This is a genomic window from Priestia aryabhattai B8W22 (assembly GCF_000956595.1).
GTDB lineage: Bacteria > Bacillota > Bacilli > Bacillales > Bacillaceae_H > Priestia > Priestia aryabhattai.
On sequence record NZ_JYOO01000007.1, the window covers coordinates 58,019 to 75,608 of the forward strand.

General features: G+C 39.1%; 17 protein-coding genes, 1 pseudogene and 1 riboswitch. All 18 genes and pseudogenes read right to left on the reverse strand.

Features of this window, described 5'->3' with window-relative positions; all coding sequences use genetic code 11:
- Positions 1-50: 50 nt before the first annotated feature.
- Positions 51-904: pseudogene (locus N178_RS07415) on the reverse strand (DUF72 domain-containing protein).
- A gap of 102 nt (positions 905-1,006) precedes the next feature.
- Positions 1,007-2,404 carry a Fe-S cluster assembly protein SufB gene (gene sufB / locus N178_RS07420; RefSeq protein WP_013059643.1) on the reverse strand — a complete coding sequence of 466 codons (1,398 nt, stop codon included), beginning with the start codon at positions 2,402-2,404 and terminating at the stop codon, positions 1,007-1,009.
- A gap of 45 nt (positions 2,405-2,449) precedes the next feature.
- Positions 2,450-2,884 (reverse strand): Fe-S cluster assembly sulfur transfer protein SufU, encoded by a 435-nt coding sequence (gene sufU / locus N178_RS07425; protein ID WP_013085338.1) that lies wholly within the window; start codon positions 2,882-2,884, stop codon positions 2,450-2,452.
- Positions 2,874-4,094, reverse strand: coding sequence for a cysteine desulfurase (locus N178_RS07430; RefSeq protein WP_013059645.1), 1,221 nt, complete (start codon positions 4,092-4,094; stop codon positions 2,874-2,876). The genes sufU and N178_RS07430 overlap by 11 nt, the downstream gene beginning before the upstream one ends.
- Positions 4,094-5,401 carry a Fe-S cluster assembly protein SufD gene (gene sufD, locus N178_RS07435; protein ID WP_045291600.1) on the reverse strand — a complete coding sequence of 436 codons (1,308 nt, stop codon included), beginning with the start codon at positions 5,399-5,401 and terminating at the stop codon, positions 4,094-4,096. The genes N178_RS07430 and sufD overlap by 1 nt, the downstream gene beginning before the upstream one ends.
- A gap of 17 nt (positions 5,402-5,418) precedes the next feature.
- Positions 5,419-6,204, reverse strand: a complete 786-nt coding sequence (gene sufC / locus N178_RS07440; RefSeq protein ID WP_013059647.1) for a Fe-S cluster assembly ATPase SufC — start codon at positions 6,202-6,204, stop codon at positions 5,419-5,421.
- A 238-nt stretch (positions 6,205-6,442) separates the two neighbouring features.
- On the reverse strand, positions 6,443-6,808 hold the full coding sequence (locus N178_RS07445) for a carboxymuconolactone decarboxylase family protein (protein ID WP_016765828.1): 366 nt from the start codon (positions 6,806-6,808) through the stop codon (positions 6,443-6,445).
- A 123-nt stretch (positions 6,809-6,931) separates the two neighbouring features.
- Complete coding sequence (locus N178_RS07450) at positions 6,932-7,768, reverse strand: MetQ/NlpA family ABC transporter substrate-binding protein (protein WP_045291601.1); 837 nt, start codon at positions 7,766-7,768, stop codon at positions 6,932-6,934.
- A 17-nt stretch (positions 7,769-7,785) separates the two neighbouring features.
- A complete protein-coding gene (locus N178_RS07455; protein ID WP_016765829.1) occupies positions 7,786-8,454 on the reverse strand; it encodes a methionine ABC transporter permease in 669 nt (222 codons plus the stop codon).
- Positions 8,447-9,472, reverse strand: coding sequence for a methionine ABC transporter ATP-binding protein (locus N178_RS07460; protein ID WP_016765830.1), 1,026 nt, complete (start codon positions 9,470-9,472; stop codon positions 8,447-8,449). The genes N178_RS07455 and N178_RS07460 overlap by 8 nt, the downstream gene beginning before the upstream one ends.
- 131 nt (positions 9,473-9,603) lie before the next feature.
- A riboswitch (SAM riboswitch) is annotated at positions 9,604-9,711 on the reverse strand.
- A 180-nt stretch (positions 9,712-9,891) separates the two neighbouring features.
- Positions 9,892-10,191 (reverse strand): thioredoxin family protein, encoded by a 300-nt coding sequence (locus N178_RS07465; RefSeq protein ID WP_045291602.1) that lies wholly within the window; start codon positions 10,189-10,191, stop codon positions 9,892-9,894.
- Between the two features lie 14 nt (positions 10,192-10,205).
- Positions 10,206-10,556: a toprim domain-containing protein gene (locus N178_RS07470; RefSeq protein ID WP_045291604.1), complete on the reverse strand. Its 351-nt coding sequence runs from the start codon at positions 10,554-10,556 to the stop codon at positions 10,206-10,208.
- A 181-nt stretch (positions 10,557-10,737) separates the two neighbouring features.
- Positions 10,738-10,983 (reverse strand): YusG family protein, encoded by a 246-nt coding sequence (locus N178_RS07475; RefSeq protein WP_045291605.1) that lies wholly within the window; start codon positions 10,981-10,983, stop codon positions 10,738-10,740.
- A 79-nt stretch (positions 10,984-11,062) separates the two neighbouring features.
- Complete coding sequence (gene gcvH / locus N178_RS07480) at positions 11,063-11,446, reverse strand: glycine cleavage system protein GcvH (RefSeq protein ID WP_034648479.1); 384 nt, start codon at positions 11,444-11,446, stop codon at positions 11,063-11,065.
- Between the two features lie 135 nt (positions 11,447-11,581).
- On the reverse strand, positions 11,582-11,938 hold the full coding sequence (locus N178_RS07485; RefSeq protein ID WP_045291606.1) for an arsenate reductase family protein: 357 nt from the start codon (positions 11,936-11,938) through the stop codon (positions 11,582-11,584).
- Positions 11,939-12,053: 115 nt separating this feature from the next.
- Positions 12,054-13,838 carry an acyl-CoA dehydrogenase family protein gene (locus N178_RS07490; protein ID WP_045291607.1) on the reverse strand — a complete coding sequence of 595 codons (1,785 nt, stop codon included), beginning with the start codon at positions 13,836-13,838 and terminating at the stop codon, positions 12,054-12,056.
- Positions 13,839-13,861: 23 nt separating this feature from the next.
- Positions 13,862-15,040 carry an acetyl-CoA C-acetyltransferase gene (locus N178_RS07495; RefSeq protein WP_045291609.1) on the reverse strand — a complete coding sequence of 393 codons (1,179 nt, stop codon included), beginning with the start codon at positions 15,038-15,040 and terminating at the stop codon, positions 13,862-13,864.
- Between the two features lie 12 nt (positions 15,041-15,052).
- Entirely contained in the window at positions 15,053-17,434 is a 2,382-nt protein-coding gene (locus N178_RS07500; RefSeq protein ID WP_193377150.1) for a 3-hydroxyacyl-CoA dehydrogenase/enoyl-CoA hydratase family protein, read from the reverse strand.
- Between the last annotated feature and the right edge of the window lie 156 nt (positions 17,435-17,590).

The following is a 17,590-nucleotide window of genomic DNA, read 5'->3' on the forward strand; positions in this document are numbered from 1 at the left end:
CGTTTGTATTCCTTCTTCCTTATTTATATAAACTTTTATAGAACTCAGTGCTAAAATTCATTAAAAAAATCTAATTGTTTAGGAGCTAAATTCTCATATTCAATATTTAATAAACTCATGAGCTGTTTGGCATTATGTACAGCATCTCCGCCGGAGTTATTATTAAATAACAGGTAAATGTCCTTCGTTTGTTTTTGCAGCTTTTCAAGACGTTCTTTCCACTCTAGAAGCTCTTTTTCATTGTAGCGATACAAAAACCTTACCGCTCGCCAATTGCCTTCTGGGGGTTTGTTCCAACCGTGTACGTTTCGTCCATGAAAACGTATGAGTGTTTTCTGTTTATCTGTAGCATGAATCACAATGGGAATAGATCCTTCTCCTGCCTGCGGTTCATCACAAATACCGTGAATCCACTTCTCTTGTTCCATAAACGTTAGCGTTTTATCGTAGAAAAACGGCTTAAACCAAGACTGATTTCGAAACTCAAGGGCTACTGGCAAATCTCCAAACTTCTCACGGCTATATCTCAAATATGCTACGTTTTCTTTTGTACAGTCAAACCACGGTGGCATTTGAAATAAAATCATGGCCAGCTTATTTGAACTTACGTACGGCTTCACTGATTCTAAAAATGCATGAAACATTTCTTCCTTGCTGTCAAACGGATTTCCTTCTCTCATATCCCCTGTGTGCCTTGATAGGCTTTTACCACAAAACGAAAAGATTTCGGTGTATCATTCACCCACTTTTCTACATTTGATTTAGGTTGAATTGCATAAAAAGATGAATCGACTTCAACAATTGGAAAATGGCCTGCGTATACGGCAAGCTTGTCTCTTGATGAAACACCCGCTTCATATAATGAATCATGATCTCCCCAGCCTGTGACTCCAATATAAATCATGCCATTCCTCCTCTATTTTCTTAGCATCGCTTTTCTTTATTTTAATACAAACGATACAAAAAAACTCGTTTGCATAAACAGCAAACGAGTTTTTATCTATTATTAACCGATTGAACCTTCCATTTCAAATTTGATTAGACGGTTCATTTCTACTGCATATTCCATTGGAAGCTCTTTTGTAAATGGCTCAATAAAGCCCATTACAATCATTTCTGTCGCTTCTTCTTCAGAAATACCGCGGCTCATTAGATAGAATAATTGTTCTTCAGACACTTTTGATACTTTCGCTTCGTGTTCAAGTGAGATGTTATCATTTAAAATCTCATTGTACGGAATTGTATCAGAAGTTGATTGATTATCCATAATCAGCGTATCACACTCAATGTTCGCACGTGCACCTTCTGCTTTACGGCCGAAGTGTACGATACCGCGGTATGTTACTTTACCGCCTTGTTTTGAAATTGATTTTGATACGATCGTTGAAGATGTGTTCGGTGCTAAGTGAATCATTTTTGCACCAGCATCTTGGTGCTGTCCTTTACCAGCAAGGGCAATAGATAATGTCATACCACGTGCACCTTCACCTTTTAAAATAACAGCTGGATATTTCATTGTTAACTTAGAACCGATGTTTCCATCGATCCATTCCATTGTTGCGTTTGCTTCACAAACCGCGCGTTTTGTTACAAGGTTGTATACGTTGTTCGCCCAGTTTTGAATTGTTGTATAGCGGCAATACGCGTCTTTTTTAATGATGATTTCTACAACGGCACTGTGAAGAGAGTTTGTTGTATAAACAGGTGCTGTACAGCCCTCTACATAGTGGACGTGTGAGCCTTCATCAGCAATAATTAACGTACGCTCAAACTGTCCCATATTTTCAGAGTTAATACGGAAATAAGCTTGTAATGGTGTATCTACTTTTACGCCTTTTGGTACGTAAATGAATGATCCACCAGACCAAACCGCTGAGTTAAGAGCAGAGAATTTGTTATCCGTTGGCGGGATAACTTTTCCAAAATGCTCACGGAAAATATCTTCGTTTTCTTTTAGTGCCGTATCTGTATCTTTAAATACGATACCTTGCGCTTCAAGATCTTCTTTCATATTGTGATAAACAACTTCAGATTCGTACTGAGCTGATACACCCGCAAGATACTTTTGCTCTGCTTCAGGAATACCAAGTTTATCAAACGTTTGTTTAATTTCTTCAGGAACTTCATCCCAAGAACGTTCAGACTTCTCAGATGGTTTTACGTAGTACGTAATTTCATCAAAGTCTAAGCTTGCCATGTCTCCGCCCCACTGTGGCATTGGCATGTTGTAGAAGTGCTCTAGAGATTTCAAACGGAAGTCAAGCATCCATTGTGGTTCCTCTTTCATACGAGAAATTTCTTCTACGATTTCTTTTGTTAAACCGCGTTTAGAGCGGAAAATTGATACGTCTTTATCGGAAAATCCATATTTATAATCGCCGATTTCTGGCATTTTTTTAGCCATCTTTTATTACCCCCTACTTGATAGGATTGGGAATGAATGAAGGTCTTATTTTTGTTCGTTAAGACCTTTTTCCATCGCTTTCCACGCTAGTGTTGCACATTTAATACGCGCAGGAAATTTTGCTACACCTTGAAGTGCTTCAATATCTCCTAAATCTATACTATCATCATACTCTTTACCTTGCATCATGTCAGAGAAGATATGGGCCATTTTAAACGCTTTGTCTACTTCTTGACCTTTAATTGCTTGTGTCATCATTGAAGCTGATGACATTGAAATTGAACATCCTTCACCTTCGAACTTTGCATCCACCACTTTGCCGTCCTCTACTTTTAAAGAAAGTTCAATGCGGTCTCCGCACGTCGGGTTATTCATATGAATGTTCACAGTATCTTCATTCAATGTTCCACGATTACGCGGGTTTTTATAATGGTCCATAATTACTTGACGATAGAGAGTATCTAAATTATTAAAAGCCATTTGTAAAATACTCCTTCGTTTTTATTAATGATGACACCAATTTATCTACTTCTTCTTCCGTGTTATACAGATAGAAGCTTGCACGTGCAGTAGAAGATACGTTTAAATATTTCATCAGCGGCTGCGCACAGTGATGACCTGCACGAATCGCAATTCCATCAGCGTCTACTACTGTCGCAACGTCGTGCGGATGTACATCTTCAATGTTAAACGTCACAACACCCGCTCGCTCTTTCGGTCCGTAAATCGTAATTCCGTCTACTTGCGATAAGCGATCCAGTGCATATTGCGCTAGCTTGTGCTCATGTGCTTGAATGTTATCTAAACCAACTTCTTCTAAGAAATCAATCGCTGCACCTAAACCAATGGCACCTGCAATGATTGGCGTACCTCCTTCAAATTTCCAAGGAAGCTCTTTCCACGTTGATTCGTATAGGTTTACGAAGTCAATCATTTCGCCGCCAAACTCGATTGGTTCCATTTTTTCAAGAAGCTCTTTCTTTCCATAAAGAGCGCCGATTCCAGTCGGTCCGCCCATTTTATGTCCAGAGAAAGCAAAGAAATCACAGTCTAAATCTTGTACATCCACCTTCATGTGAGGCGTACTTTGCGCACCATCCACAACCATTACTGCACCGTTAGCATGTGCAATTTCTGCAATTTCTTTTACTGGGTTAATTGTGCCCAATACGTTAGATACTTGCATAATCGATACAATTTTTGTGTTAGATGTAATCGTGCTTTTTACCTCTTCTAGTGAAAGTGCATGATCTTCTGTTAATGAAATATATTTTAACGTTGCACCTGTTTCCTTGGCAACTTGCTGCCAAGGAATGATGTTACTGTGATGTTCCATATAAGTAATCACAATTTCATCACCAGGTTTAAGATTCGCACGGCCATAGCTTGCAGCTACTGTATTAAGAGCTGTCGTTGTACCGCGCGTAAAGATAATCTCTTCCGTTGATTTTGCATTAATAAACTTACGAACCTTTTCACGAGCTCCTTCGTATCCGTCTGTTGCTCTTGTACCAAGCGTGTGAACACCTCGGTGTACGTTTGAGTTATATTCTTTGTAATACTTCTCAATCGCTTCAATTACAGCAAGCGGCTTTTGTGAAGTTGCTGCACTGTCTAAATAAACGAGTGGGCTGCCATTTACCTCTTGGTCTAAAATAGGAAATTGTTTACGAATATCAGAGATATTCATTATCGAACTTTCCTTTCAATTAAATCCGTTAATTGTTTTTTAACCGTTTCGATTGGCAACTCGTTTACAACTGGTGCTAAGAACCCGTGAATAACTAAACGTTCTGCTTCTGTTTGTGGAATACCGCGGCTCATTAAGTAGTAAAGCTGAATTGGATCTACGCGTCCCACAGATGCAGCGTGTCCTGCTGTTACATCATCTTCATCAATTAGAAGAATTGGGTTTGCGTCTCCACGTGCTTTTTCACTTAACATTAACACACGAGATTCCTGCTCAGCGTTTGATTTAGATGCACCGTGTTCAATTTTACCGATACCGTTAAAGATTGAAGACGCGCTTTCTTTCATAACGCCATGTTTTAAAATGTAGCCTTCAGAATGTTTTCCGAAGTGTACGATACTTGTTGTTAAGTTTTGAGACTGCTCTCCACGTCCAACTGTTACCGTTTTTGTATCTCCATATGAACCGTCGCCCATTAGATACGTTGTATTTTCTGAAACTGTATTTCCTTCACTCATTAAGCCTAAAGCCCACTCAATGCGACCATCTTTGCCCGCTACACCGCGGCGGTTCACATAAGTAGTTGTGCCTTTAGCTAAGTAGTCAACAGCTCCAAACGTTACTTTTGCATTGCTGTTAGCGAATACCTCCGTCACGATATTGACAACACCGTTTGACTCTTCAGCAGTAGCAATGTAGTTTTCTACATATGTTACTGAGCTGTTGTCTTCAGCTACAACAATCACATGGTTGAATAAAGCTGCTTCTTCATCTTCGCGGACAAATACAGCTTGAAGCGGCTCTTCTACTTCTACATTTTTAGGAACGTATACAAATACACCGCCGTTTAATAACGCTGCGTTTAATGCAGTTAAACGGTGCTCATCTACTTTAACTCCGTCTTTCATGAAGTACTTCTCAACAAGGGCGCTATGCTCTTTAGCAGCTGTTTGAATATCTGTGAAGATAACACCCTGAGATTTTAGCTCTTCTGTTAACGTTGAGTATGCAGCTGTTTGGTCACGCTGAACATATAGATTTTTAACAGCTTCTGTATCAATCAATGCTTTAACCACTTCTGGAAGCTCATCTACAGATGAGATTGTGCTTGCCTGTGAAGTGTGCTTGTCAAAAGCAGTAAAATTCCATTTCGAAATGTTTGTTTTATCTGGCTTTGGAAGTGCAAGATCTTCTGCTTTCGCAAGAGCTTGTAAGCGAAGATCTAGCAGCCAACTTGGTTCATTAGCTTCTTTTGAAAAGCTGCTGATGTACTCTTGATCAAATGGTAATTTCGTATCAATAGTCATAGAGATCCTCCTAACTCTTAAGCTTCTTGCTCTACAGTTTCGTCTTCAATACCTAATTCTTGTTTGATCCAGTCATAACCTTCTGCCTCTAGACGCTGTGCTAATTCTGGTCCGCCTGATTTTACAACGCGACCTTGCATCATAACGTGAACTTTATCTGGTGTAATGTAGTTTAATAAACGTTGATAGTGAGTAATCATTAAGCAACCGAACTCGCTGCCGCGCAGTTCATTAATACCTTTTGATACAACCTTTAACGCATCGATATCTAAACCAGAGTCGATTTCATCTAAAATTGCAATTCCTGGTTGAAGCATCATTAATTGAAGAATTTCGTTACGCTTCTTCTCACCGCCAGAGAAACCTTCATTTAGGTAACGCTGTGCCATGTCTTGATCCATTTCTAAGAAATCCATGTTTTTGTCTAATTGACGGATGAATTTCATTAGTGAAATTTCTTCGCCTTCTTCACGACGAGCATTAATTGCTGAACGTAGGAAGTCTGCATTTGTTACACCGCTGATTTCACTTGGATATTGCATCGCTAGGAATAGACCTGCACGAGCGCGCTCATCTACTTCCATCTCAAGTACATCTTCGCCGTCTAGCGTGATGCTTCCTTGTGTAACCTCGTATTTAGGATGTCCCATGATTGCTGAAGATAATGTTGATTTACCAGTACCGTTTGGTCCCATGATTGCATGGATTTCGCCGCCCTTAACTTCTAAATTAACACCTTTTAAAATTTCTTTACCTTCAATTGCAACATGAAGATCTTTAATTGTTAAAGTTGACCCTGCCATATTAAAACCTCCAGTTATAGACGTATATAGTAAAAAACGATATACCTATATCTTTTTAATTATTCTCATTTTATTCTCATTACAATCTTATAACAAATGAAAACTTATAGCAACCTTTTGACCCAAAAGGTTTTAAACCATTATGTACGTTTTTTAAGACTAAATCCACTCATAAAAAAGTTGCCTTAAAAGACTCTATAGAGCCTTCTAAGACAAGCTTTTTACCCGCTTTATTTACTTAGTGCGTGTGGCTAGTCAGTTCTGAAACACACTCTTGGACAAGCGTAACGGACTGACTCATCGCTGCGCCTCCGCCAAATGCTGCTGATACTCCGCATGCTTCTAAAATTTCTTGCTCAGTTGCACCTTGATCAATGCAGCCTTTCGTATGATAAATCATACAGTACTCGTCTTGAGCTACTACGCTGATCCCTAACGCGATTAACTGCTTTTCTTTTTTAGAAAGAGAACCTTCTCCAAAACATGCTTCAGTAAACGCATTAAACGTTTTTGTTACTTCCGGCAATTTTTCACTAAATTTCCCAACACCCATTTTATAATCATGAAGTGCTTGCTCAGTTGAATGACGTGCTTCTTGCTGCATAACGTCAGCTCCCATCATCAGTAAAGTTTTCACGGTTAGTATGCGTGAGAAAAATAAGAGTTATTCGTTTTGCCGCATACAAAAAAAAGCACTTGCCCAGAGTGGGCAAGCGCTTTTCTTCTATTATTTATTTACCGGCAATACTCCGCCTTTGTATTTTTCTTTAATGTAATCTTGAATTTCTTTAGAGTGAAGAACTTTTACTAAAGCTTTCACTGTATCTTTATTTTCGTCACCTTTGTGAACCGTAATGATGTTTGCATAAGGGTTATCTTCTTTGCTTTCAACTGCGATTGGATCTTTTACTGGATCTAAACCAGCATCGATAGCATAGTTAGCATTGATAACAACAGCGTCACCTTCATTATTTTTGTACATTTGAGGTAACAATCCGCCTTCAACATCGGCTTTAAATTTTAAATTTTTAGGGTTTTCTACAATATCTTTAATTTGTGCATCTATTTTCTTTACGCCTGGCTTTAATTTAATCACGCCAGCTTTTTCAAAAATCGATAAAATACGTCCTTGCTCTGCTACCGCATCACGCATAATAACTGTACCGTTTTTCGGAAGATCTTTTAAGCTTTTGTATTTTTTAGAGTAGATACCAATTGGTTCAATGTGAATGGCACCGGCACTTACGAAATCATACCCTTTTTCACCCTTGTGATCTTTTAACACTGAATTCATATAAGGAACGTGCTGGAAGTAGTTTGCATCAATTTCATTGTTTGCAAGAGCTGTGTTCGGTAAGATATAATCTTGGAATTTTTTAATTTCTAAGTCAATTCCTTGTTTTTCTAAAATCGGTTTTGCTTGTTCTAAAATTTCAGCATGAGGCGTATTAGATGCACCCACGACAATTTTCTTTTCATCTTCTGATCCATTGTTAGATCCACACGCAGCTAATCCTACTACTAGTGCAGATGTTAATGCTAAAGCCGAAAGCCATTTTTTCATAATAAATAATCCTCCCTTTATCTTTTATCAATTTTTGCAGTAATCGCATCTCCAATAAGTTGGATAATAAATACAATAATCAAAATTAAGATTGTAGCGGCTAGCGTTACGTCATTATGACTGCGCTGGAATCCTTCTAAATATGCAAGGTTTCCAAGACCTCCGGCTCCAATCACACCCGCCATTGCCGTATAGCCGACTAATGCAATCGTTGTTACCGTCAAACCGGAAATTAAAGCTGGCAGCGATTCAGGTAACAGCACTTTAAAAATAATGGTGCTTGTTGTTGCTCCCATTGATTTAGCAGCTTCAATCACACCTTTATCAATTTCGCGCAAACCAATTTCTACAAGACGCGCATAAAATGGTGCTGCTCCAACAATTAAAGCAGGTAACGCTGCATTAGCACCTAGAATACTTCCTACCAATGCTTTGGTAAATGGAATCAGTAAAACAATTAAAATAATGAATGGAATGGAACGAAAGATATTTACAACCGCTGACACAATGGCATATAAAGGTTTGTTTTGCCAAAGCTGTCCTTTGGACGTTAAAAATAAAAGCAAGCCCAATAAAATACCTAGAACAAATGTGGCTACAACTGAAATAGCCGTCATATATAGTGTTTCATTTGTCGCTTGAATAAAATCATCTAAAATAACGTTTGGAAATAGTTTCTCAAGCATTTGTCATTACCTCCACTTCTACCTGCTGCTCATGAATGTATGCAATGACTTTTTCAACTTCTGTTAATTCTCCGTCTAAATGAACGAACAACGTTCCGTATGAACCTGTTTGCGTATGAGAAATCTTTCCTTGTAAAATATTAATCGTTACATCAAACTGTTTTAAAATCGTTGTAATGAGCGGTTGCTCTGCTTTTCCGCCAACAAACGTCAGCTGAATAATTTGCCCGCTTGGATACAGCTCTTTCACTTGTTCAATCGTTTCAAACGTTTCCTCTGGTTCAGAAATCTGTTGAACAAATCGTTTTGTAATCGGCTGCTTAGGTTTTCTGAATACTTCTAGCACTTGTCCTTCTTCTACTACTGCCCCATTTTCCATAACAGCTACTCGATGACAAATTTTACGAATGACGTGCATTTCATGAGTAATTAATACAATGGTTAACCCTAGCTTCTCATTAATATCTACTAACAGATCTAAAATAGAATCTGTCGTTTGAGGATCAAGCGCTGATGTGGCTTCATCACAAAGCAATACTTTTGGATTATTCGCTAGCGCTCGAGCAATACCAACACGCTGCTTTTGTCCACCGCTAAGCTGAGATGGATAAGCATTTTCACGACCTTCAAGTCCAACTAGCTTAATGAGTTCGTCTACTCGTTTCATTCTTTTTTCTTTTGAAATCCCTGCTATTTCTAACGGAAAAGCAATATTTTCTCTCACCGTACGCGACCATAAAATATTAAAGTGTTGAAATACCATACTAATTTCTTGTCTAGCTTTTCTGAGTTTTCCGCCTTTAATTTTTCCAATATCATTACCTGCTACTTCGACCGTTCCTGTCGTTGGTGTTTCTAATCCGTTTAGCAAGCGAATCAAAGAACTTTTCCCCGCTCCGCTATAACCAATAATTCCGTAAATTTCACCTTGGTTAACGGTTAGATTCACATTATCAACAGCTGTTACTTGACCGCTTTTAGCCTGATAAATTTTTGTAACGTCTGTTAATGTAATCATATTTCTTCACCTTCTTTAATAAAAACTTAATTATGTTAGGTTGCCCTATAGGATGAAAAAGCCGTAAAACAATTTTCCCCATTAAAAAAGCCTCTCTGCGCATGACAGAAAGGCTCGATATTTAATCCTTTCTCTCATCTTTCAAAGCGCATAGCTTTGCAGGAATTGGCACCATTTCAGTTAGTCTGACGGTTGCCGGGTTTCACAGGGCTCAGTCCCTCCACCTCTCTTGATAAGAGTTCGCAACAATTATTTTGTTTTTGGGAAATATTCATTCATTTATGAACATTCATGAGTGTGATTTTAGCATGTGTCAGATAGGCTGTCAACAGATTTTGTTCTTGGGATAATATCCCAAGAACTCAACAACCCCAACGGTTCGCTCTCTTTCCATTTTTTCATTTTAAACAAACGTTTGATTATCGAAGCTCCTCGAGTATGTGCTCGATGGAATGAAAAGCGTAGAGTTTTTTTACCATTTCACCATTTTTCACTTCGATCAAACAAGGTACGCTTTCAATTGAAAATAATTCTGCCTTTGAAGGCATATAATTTAAATTGCTCATTCCGATGGTTACATCCGGCAGCATCGCTTCTGCCACGGTTAACATTTTTTTTGCCAGCTGACATGTTCCGCAAAAAGGCGTATGGAAAAAGATAAACGCTCTTTCTCCTTCTTTCAACTGATCATCAAGCTGTTTTTCGCTCCATTCTTGCATGTTGCTCATTCCTTTTATGTTAAAAATTCTGCATTAACATCGATATTGGCACTCAGTAATACTGTTGCTATGTGATGTCTAGGGGCGGCAGCAACTTCTCGGTACATTTTATCAATATATAGATGCTCTGCTTCCGGAAGCTCTCGTTTAAATTGTTTTCTTAGCTTATTCCCTGAATCATCAGAGTCAACGAGTATGTATACCTCTTTATTAAACGTACAGTCAATAATTTCATCCAGCTTTGATAAACTAATCGTACCGTTTGTACAAATAATCTCAATTGGTTCTCGAATGATATCTTGAATACGTTTTTTATCTGATTTTCCTTCGACAATAATTACTTTTTCAATTCCAATTAGCCCCATTTTCATCACCCATAATCGTCAGTTGTATAGTAACATCATTTCTTTATGCTATACAATATTCGTTAATGTATCACAGTTCACCTGTTTTTTAAAAGAAATTTGCAAGAAAGAACTGTTTTTAAAGGCAGCTCAGGCCATATTGTTTCCATAAAACAAGAAAAACAGCGGCAGTTGCCACTGTTTAGCACCATCCTGCTTCTTCGTCGCAGTCTGTATATTTTTGCGTTTCACCTTTTTTTTGTACGTCCGTATATTGGTAGAACTTATTATTTTCTTGCGAATATCCTTCTTCAAAGCGGTATTCATTGCCGCTTGTTCCGTAACTAACTTCACCAATTGGCTGCTTATCAACATATAATTTCATACCGCCGTCATGAAATTTAGCTGTAACGCGATCTGTAACGTCCATTTTTTGTTTTTCAAACATAAAAAGACACTCCTTTAGTTTGTTTACTAATAGAGTGTCCAGTCAAAAATTTTTCATAAAGACAATTTATGGAGGAATATTATCCTTCGTTTGTCATTTCTTCGTATTGCTCTGCTGTCATTAGCTTGTCTACTTGAGAAGAATCAGATGGTTTGATTGTAATCATCCATGCTTCTTCGTATGGAGAATCATTAACCAGTTCAGGGCTATCGCTTAAGTTGTCGTTTACTGCTACAACTTCACCGCTAATTGGTGCATAGAGCTCAGAAACTGTTTTTACTGATTCAACGCTGCCAAACGGCTCGTCAGCCTCTACTGTTGCTCCTACTTCTGGCAGTTCAACGAATACGATGTCTCCAAGCTCAGCTTGAGCGAAATGTGTAATACCTACGCGGACAACGTCTCCTTCTGTTTTTACCCATTCATGCTCTTCAGAATAACGCAAATCTTTTGGTGTACTCATCTTAATCCCTCCAAAATATGTATCGTAATTTGTTTATATAAAAAGCGCCTTCAACGTGGAGAACACTTTCTACAACCTAAAATAACTTCCTATTAACAGTGTAACGTAAAAGGTAAAAATTTTCTATTTGAAAACTCACTTCCACACGTCTTCAAACTGCTCTTCTTTGAAACCAAGCGTTACTTTTTGTCCATCTGTTAGCAGCGGACGCTTAATTAACATGCCATCTGACGCAAGAATAGACAGAAGTTCATCTTCACTTGCACTGCTTACTTTATCTTTAAGCCCTAATTCGCGATATTTTTTACCGCTTGTATTAAAGAATTTTTTTAATTCTAAGCCGCTGTTCTCATAATAAGACTGCAGCTGCTCTTTTGTTGGCGGGTTTTCTACAATATGAATTTCTTCATACGCTACTCCGTTATCATCCAGCCACTTCTTTGCTTTTCGGCACGTCCCACACTTTGGATATGAATAAAAAAATAATGACATTTCGTCAACCACCCTTTATTTTAAGCTTTTTTCGTATTTTAACACATCCTTTATCATTTACCTAGATAGAGGCTTCTTAAACAAAAAGGAGCTCGCAAAACGAGCTCCTTTTTCCTTAAACTGTGAACTTCTCTACTTCTAGAAGCGTTTTCGCAATCTCACGCTTTACGCTAATCACATTGATTGGTGTATAGCGCGTTAACTTGCGAAGAGACGAAAGCATAACTCTAAGCGTATCACCTTGTTCAACGCCAATTAACGTTTCTTTTGCATCTGCTTCGATTCGATTAAATGCTTCTTGGCAAAATACTTGAGTATACTTTAATTTTAAGCTATTCTGATCTGCTCCTGTTTTGGAAATGGCTTTTTCAGTACGTAAAACAGTAGATTCCATTGCATATACGTTACTGATCATATCGGAAATATTAACGAGAATTTCTTGTTCTTTCTCTAATTCTTTGCCATACTTTTGTGCAGCTAATCCCAAAAGCAAGAGCGCAATTTTCTTCCCGTTTTGCACAAGCATTTTTTCTTGATCTAACGGCTCATTTCCTACTTCCTGCGGCATAAGCATCATCAATTCTTCTTGAAGCGTTTGTGCTTTTTGAAGCAGTGGAAGCTCTCCTTTTAGCGCTTTGCGTAAATATGTGCCTGGTACTAAAAGACGGTTAATCTCATTTGTTCCTTCAAAAATACGGTTAATGCGAGAATCGCGATACAGACGCTCAATTTCATACTCACTCATAAAACCGTAGCCTCCGTGAAGCTGCACGCCTTCATCTACAATGTAGTCAAGAGCTTCCGTGGCAAACACTTTATTTAATGAACATTCGATAGCATATTCAGCAATGGAAGCAGCAATTTGTTTTCCGTCTTTTTGTTGTTCTTCTGAAAGCTGGCCCATATGGTCTTCAAAAAGTCCTACCGTACGATATACGGAGCTTTCAGTTGCATACAATTTAGAACCCATTGTGGCTAACTTTTCTTGTGTTAATGAGAATTTAGCAATTGGCGTTTTAAACTGCTGACGCTGATTAACATATTGAGACGTAATTTCTAATGCACGTTTTCCTGCTCCAACTGCTCCAACTCCAAGCTTATAGCGCCCAATATTCAAAATGTTAAACGCAATCACATGACCTTTTCCAATTTCACCTAGCACATTTTCTTTTGGAACAAGCGCATCTTCAAGAATTAATGTTCTTGTTGATGAACTTTTGATTCCCATTTTCTTCTCTTCCGGTCCAACCGAAACGCCTGGGAATTCGCGCTCCACGATAAAAGCAGAAAATTTATCGCCGTCGATTTTCGCATACACCACGAACACATCAGCAAATCCAGCATTCGTAATCCACTGCTTTTCTCCATTTAACACATAGTGTGTGCCTTCTGCGTTAAGGCGAGCCGTTGTTCGAGCGCCGAGAGCATCGGAACCAGACCCAGGTTCAGTTAACGCATATGCTGCTATTTTTCCCCCAACTGCTAAAGCAGGTAAATATGTTTGTTTTTGCTTTTCTGTTCCAAATAAGACGATTGGCAATGACCCAATTCCTACGTGAGCACCATGAGTGATGGAAAATCCGCCTGCTCGAGACATTTTTTCAGCAATTAAAGCCGAGGTAATCTTATCTAAACCGAGTCCACCGTATTCTTCCGGTACATCTGCACCAAGTAAACCTAATTCACCAGCTTGTTTTAATAACTTTACAGAGCGGTCAAACTCATGCTTTTCTAAATATTCCACTTGTGGAAGGACTTCATTTTCTACAAATTCATCTGTCGTCTTGGCAATCATCTTTTGTTCAGATGTATAATCCTCCGGCGTGTAGACGCGGCTTGCATCGCCTTCTTCAATTAAAAAGCTTCCACCTTTAATCATTTGTTTTGTTTTATTTGACATGTTTATATCCCCCTTTGAAATGATTATGCTAACAACTCAAATACACCAGCAGCTCCCATTCCTCCGCCAATACACATGGTGACAATTCCAAACTGCTCATTCCGACGCTGCATTTCGTGCATTAAGCTAAGAGTAAGCTTAGCTCCCGTACAGCCTAATGGATGACCTAAGGCAATAGCGCCTCCGTTTACATTTACTTTATCTTCATTAATATTTAATTCACGAATAACGCCGAGTGCTTGAGAAGCAAATGCTTCATTCAATTCAAACAACCCGATATCAGAAAGCTCCAGCCCTGCTAGTTTAAGAGCTTTAGGGATGGCAGCTACCGGGCCAATCCCCATTACTTCAGGCGGAACTCCTCCAACTGCAAATGAGCGAAACTTAAGCAAAGGCTTTAAGCCTTCTGCTTCAGCTTGTTCTTTATCCATTAGAAAAACGGATGCAGCTCCGTCACTTGTCTGCGAAGAGTTTCCAGCTGTTACGGATCCTTTAATTGAAAAGGCTGGACGAAGTTTCCCTAATACGTCCGCAGTTGTGCCAGGACGAACTCCTTCATCTTGAGAGAACATCAGCTTTTGTTCACGGAGCTTATTGTTTTCATCGATTTTTCGAAGCGTCACTTCCACGGGAACAATTTCGTCGTTAAACTTCCCTTCTTGAAGCGCTTTTGCTGCTTTTTGATGGCTGCGTACAGCAAATGCATCCTGGTCTTCACGTGAAATGCCGTATTTCATCGCCACTTGTTCTGCTGTATGTCCCATGCCCATATAATACTCCGGCGCATTTTCAACCAGCTGAGCATTCGGACGCGCTACGTTTCCAAACATCGGAACAAAACTCATTGATTCTGCTCCTCCAGCTAACACTGCTTTGGCTTGCCCTAGCATAATTCGCTCTGCACCGTAGGCAATACTTTGCAAACCTGATGAACAATAGCGATTAATCGTTATTGCTGGCACCGTATAAGGCAAACCTGCAAGAGCGCCAATATTTCGAGCCATATTCAAACCTTGTTCTGCTTCAGGCATCGCACAACCAATAATTAAATCATCAATTGGTCCTTCGTATCCGCCTGCTCGGCGAAGAGTTTCTTTAACCGCAATGGCACCCAAATCATCAGGTCTAACACTTGCCAATGAACCTTTTTTTGCTTTTCCGACCGGTGTCCTAGCACCTGCTACAATAACTGCTTCTCTCATTTTTTCTCCCCCTTAATTGCGCAGTGGTTTTCCTTTAACTAACATGTGCTGCATACGTTCTTGAGACTTCGCTTCTCCAACAAGGCTTAAAAATGCTTCTCTCTCTAAGTCCAGCAAATACTCTTCATCAACTTCGGAACCAAACGCTACACGTCCTCCGGCTAACACAAATGCTAACTTACTAGCAATTTTATAATCATGTTCTGATATATATCCTGAATACTTCATGGATTGAGCTCCTAGCAGCAACGTTGCATATCCTGTTTCTCCAACGACAGGAACCTTAGCTTTTACAGGCGGTTTATAGCCCGTGTCATGTAAAGCAAGGACTGAGTTCTTCGCGTCATTCAGTAAGTGATCTCCGTTTACGCTGATGCCATCGTGGCGATTTAAGAAATTTAGCTGTTTAGCTTCTGCAGCAGAAGTGGATACTTTTGCAGTAGCAATTGTTTCAAATGTTTTATTCGCAATTTGCTGAAGGTCGAGCGTTACACCGTTAGGTAAACCACTTAACTGTTTGATATAAAGCTCCTTGTTACCTCCTCCACCAGGAATGAGTCCGACTCCTACTTCTACAAGGCCCATGTAAGTTTCAGCAGAAGCTTGAATTTTAGCTGACGGCAAGCAAATTTCTGCTCCGCCTCCAAGAGCCATTGCAAACGGAGCTGCAACAACCGGCTTCTCGTTGTATTTCACCTTCATCATTGCCTGTTGAAATTGTTTAATAACAAATTCAATTTCAAAATAATTGTCATCTTGTGCTTCCATTAAAATCATAGCTAAGTTAGCGCCAACGCAGAAATTTTTCCCTTGATTTCCTATGACCAGCCCTTTATAGTTCTTATTCACTTCTTCGAGAGACTGATTTAATAAACTGATAATATCTAGCCCAATTGCATTGTTAGGAGAAGTGAACTGCAGGCACGCCACATCATCTCCTAAATCAATTAAACTCGCTCCGCTGTTTTCTAAAATGACATTATTTTGAGAGCGTAAAGACGACAGGTGAATCACCTTTTTATTTTCTTTTACCGCTTTATACTCATCATCTTCGTAGTAAAGCGTTTGACCTTCCATTTCTTTATAAAAGCTTGTAAATCCGTTTTCCTGCATTTGTTTTACCCACTGCGGAATTGCTAAGCCCTCCTGCTCCATTTTCTCCATTGATTTTTCTAAACCAATTGCATCCCACGTCTCAAACGGACCCAGTTTCCAGCCAAACCCCCACTTCATAGCTTGATCAATGGCCACGATATCGCCGGCAATTTCATCTTTTAACTGAGCTGCATACACAAGAACGGGACTGATGATGTTCCAAAGAAGCTGCCCAGCACGATCATCGGAGTATATAAGCGCTTTCATTTTGTTTTGCAGCCCTTTTGCCTGCTTGCTTAATTCCGTAGAAACTGTTTTTAACTTCTTTCTCTCGACGTATTGAAGTGTACTAGGATCAAGTTCTAGAATTTCCTTGCCTTTCTTTAAAAAGAAGCCTTGCCCTGACTTGCTTCCTAGCCAGCCATTTTCCTGCATTTGTTTCATAAATAAAGGCACATCGAATACTTCTTTTTCTTTGCCTTCCACTTTGTCAAACACATTGTTGGCCACATGAATAAATGTGTCTAGTCCCACTACGTCTAACGTTCGAAACGTTGCACTTTTTGGTCTTCCAATTAAGGGACCCGTCACAGAGTCAACTTCTCCCACGCTGTAATTACCTTTTAACATTTCTTGAACGGTCACAAGTAAACCGTACGTACCAATACGGTTGGCGATAAAGTTAGGCGTATCTTTTGCAATAACTACTCCTTTACCTAATACATCTTCACCAAACGTTTTCATATATTCAACAATTTCTGATTTTGTGTCATGAGTTGGAATGATTTCCAATAACTTTAAATAACGCGGTGGATTAAAAAAGTGCGTTCCTAAGAAATGCGCTTTAAAATCTTCTGAGCGTCCTTTGGCCATTTCATGGATGGATATTCCCGAAGTATTTGAACTTACGATACTGCCTTTTTTTCGCACACTGTCAATTCTTTCAAACAGCTGTTGTTTAATATCAAGACGTTCGACTACTACTTCAATAATCCAATCGCACTCACTTAACTGCTGCAAATGATCTTCAAAATTCCCTGGCGTAATTAACGATAGTGACGACTTAGACGTTAAAGGCGCCGGTTTTTGCTTCGTTAATTTAGCTAGAGCAGTTGTACTCAACCGATTTCTCACTTGCCTATCTTCAAGCGTTAGCTGTTTTTTTTCCTCGTCTGCTGTTAATGAAGTTGGAACCACGTCTAGCAAAAGCGTTGGAATTCCTACATTTGCTAAATGAGCTGCAATTCCAGAGCCCATAACTCCTGAACCTAAAACGGCGGCTTTTTTTATGTTCATAATTATCCCCACATCCCCTTTAATATATTGAATGAATGGTCATTCATTTTATGTGTAAAAAAAGAGAGTCACAGTTAATCTCTGTTTTTACTATAAAACATTTTTTAAATTTTCGCAATATATTCACAATATTATCTCTAACTATTTTTAATGTGTTTG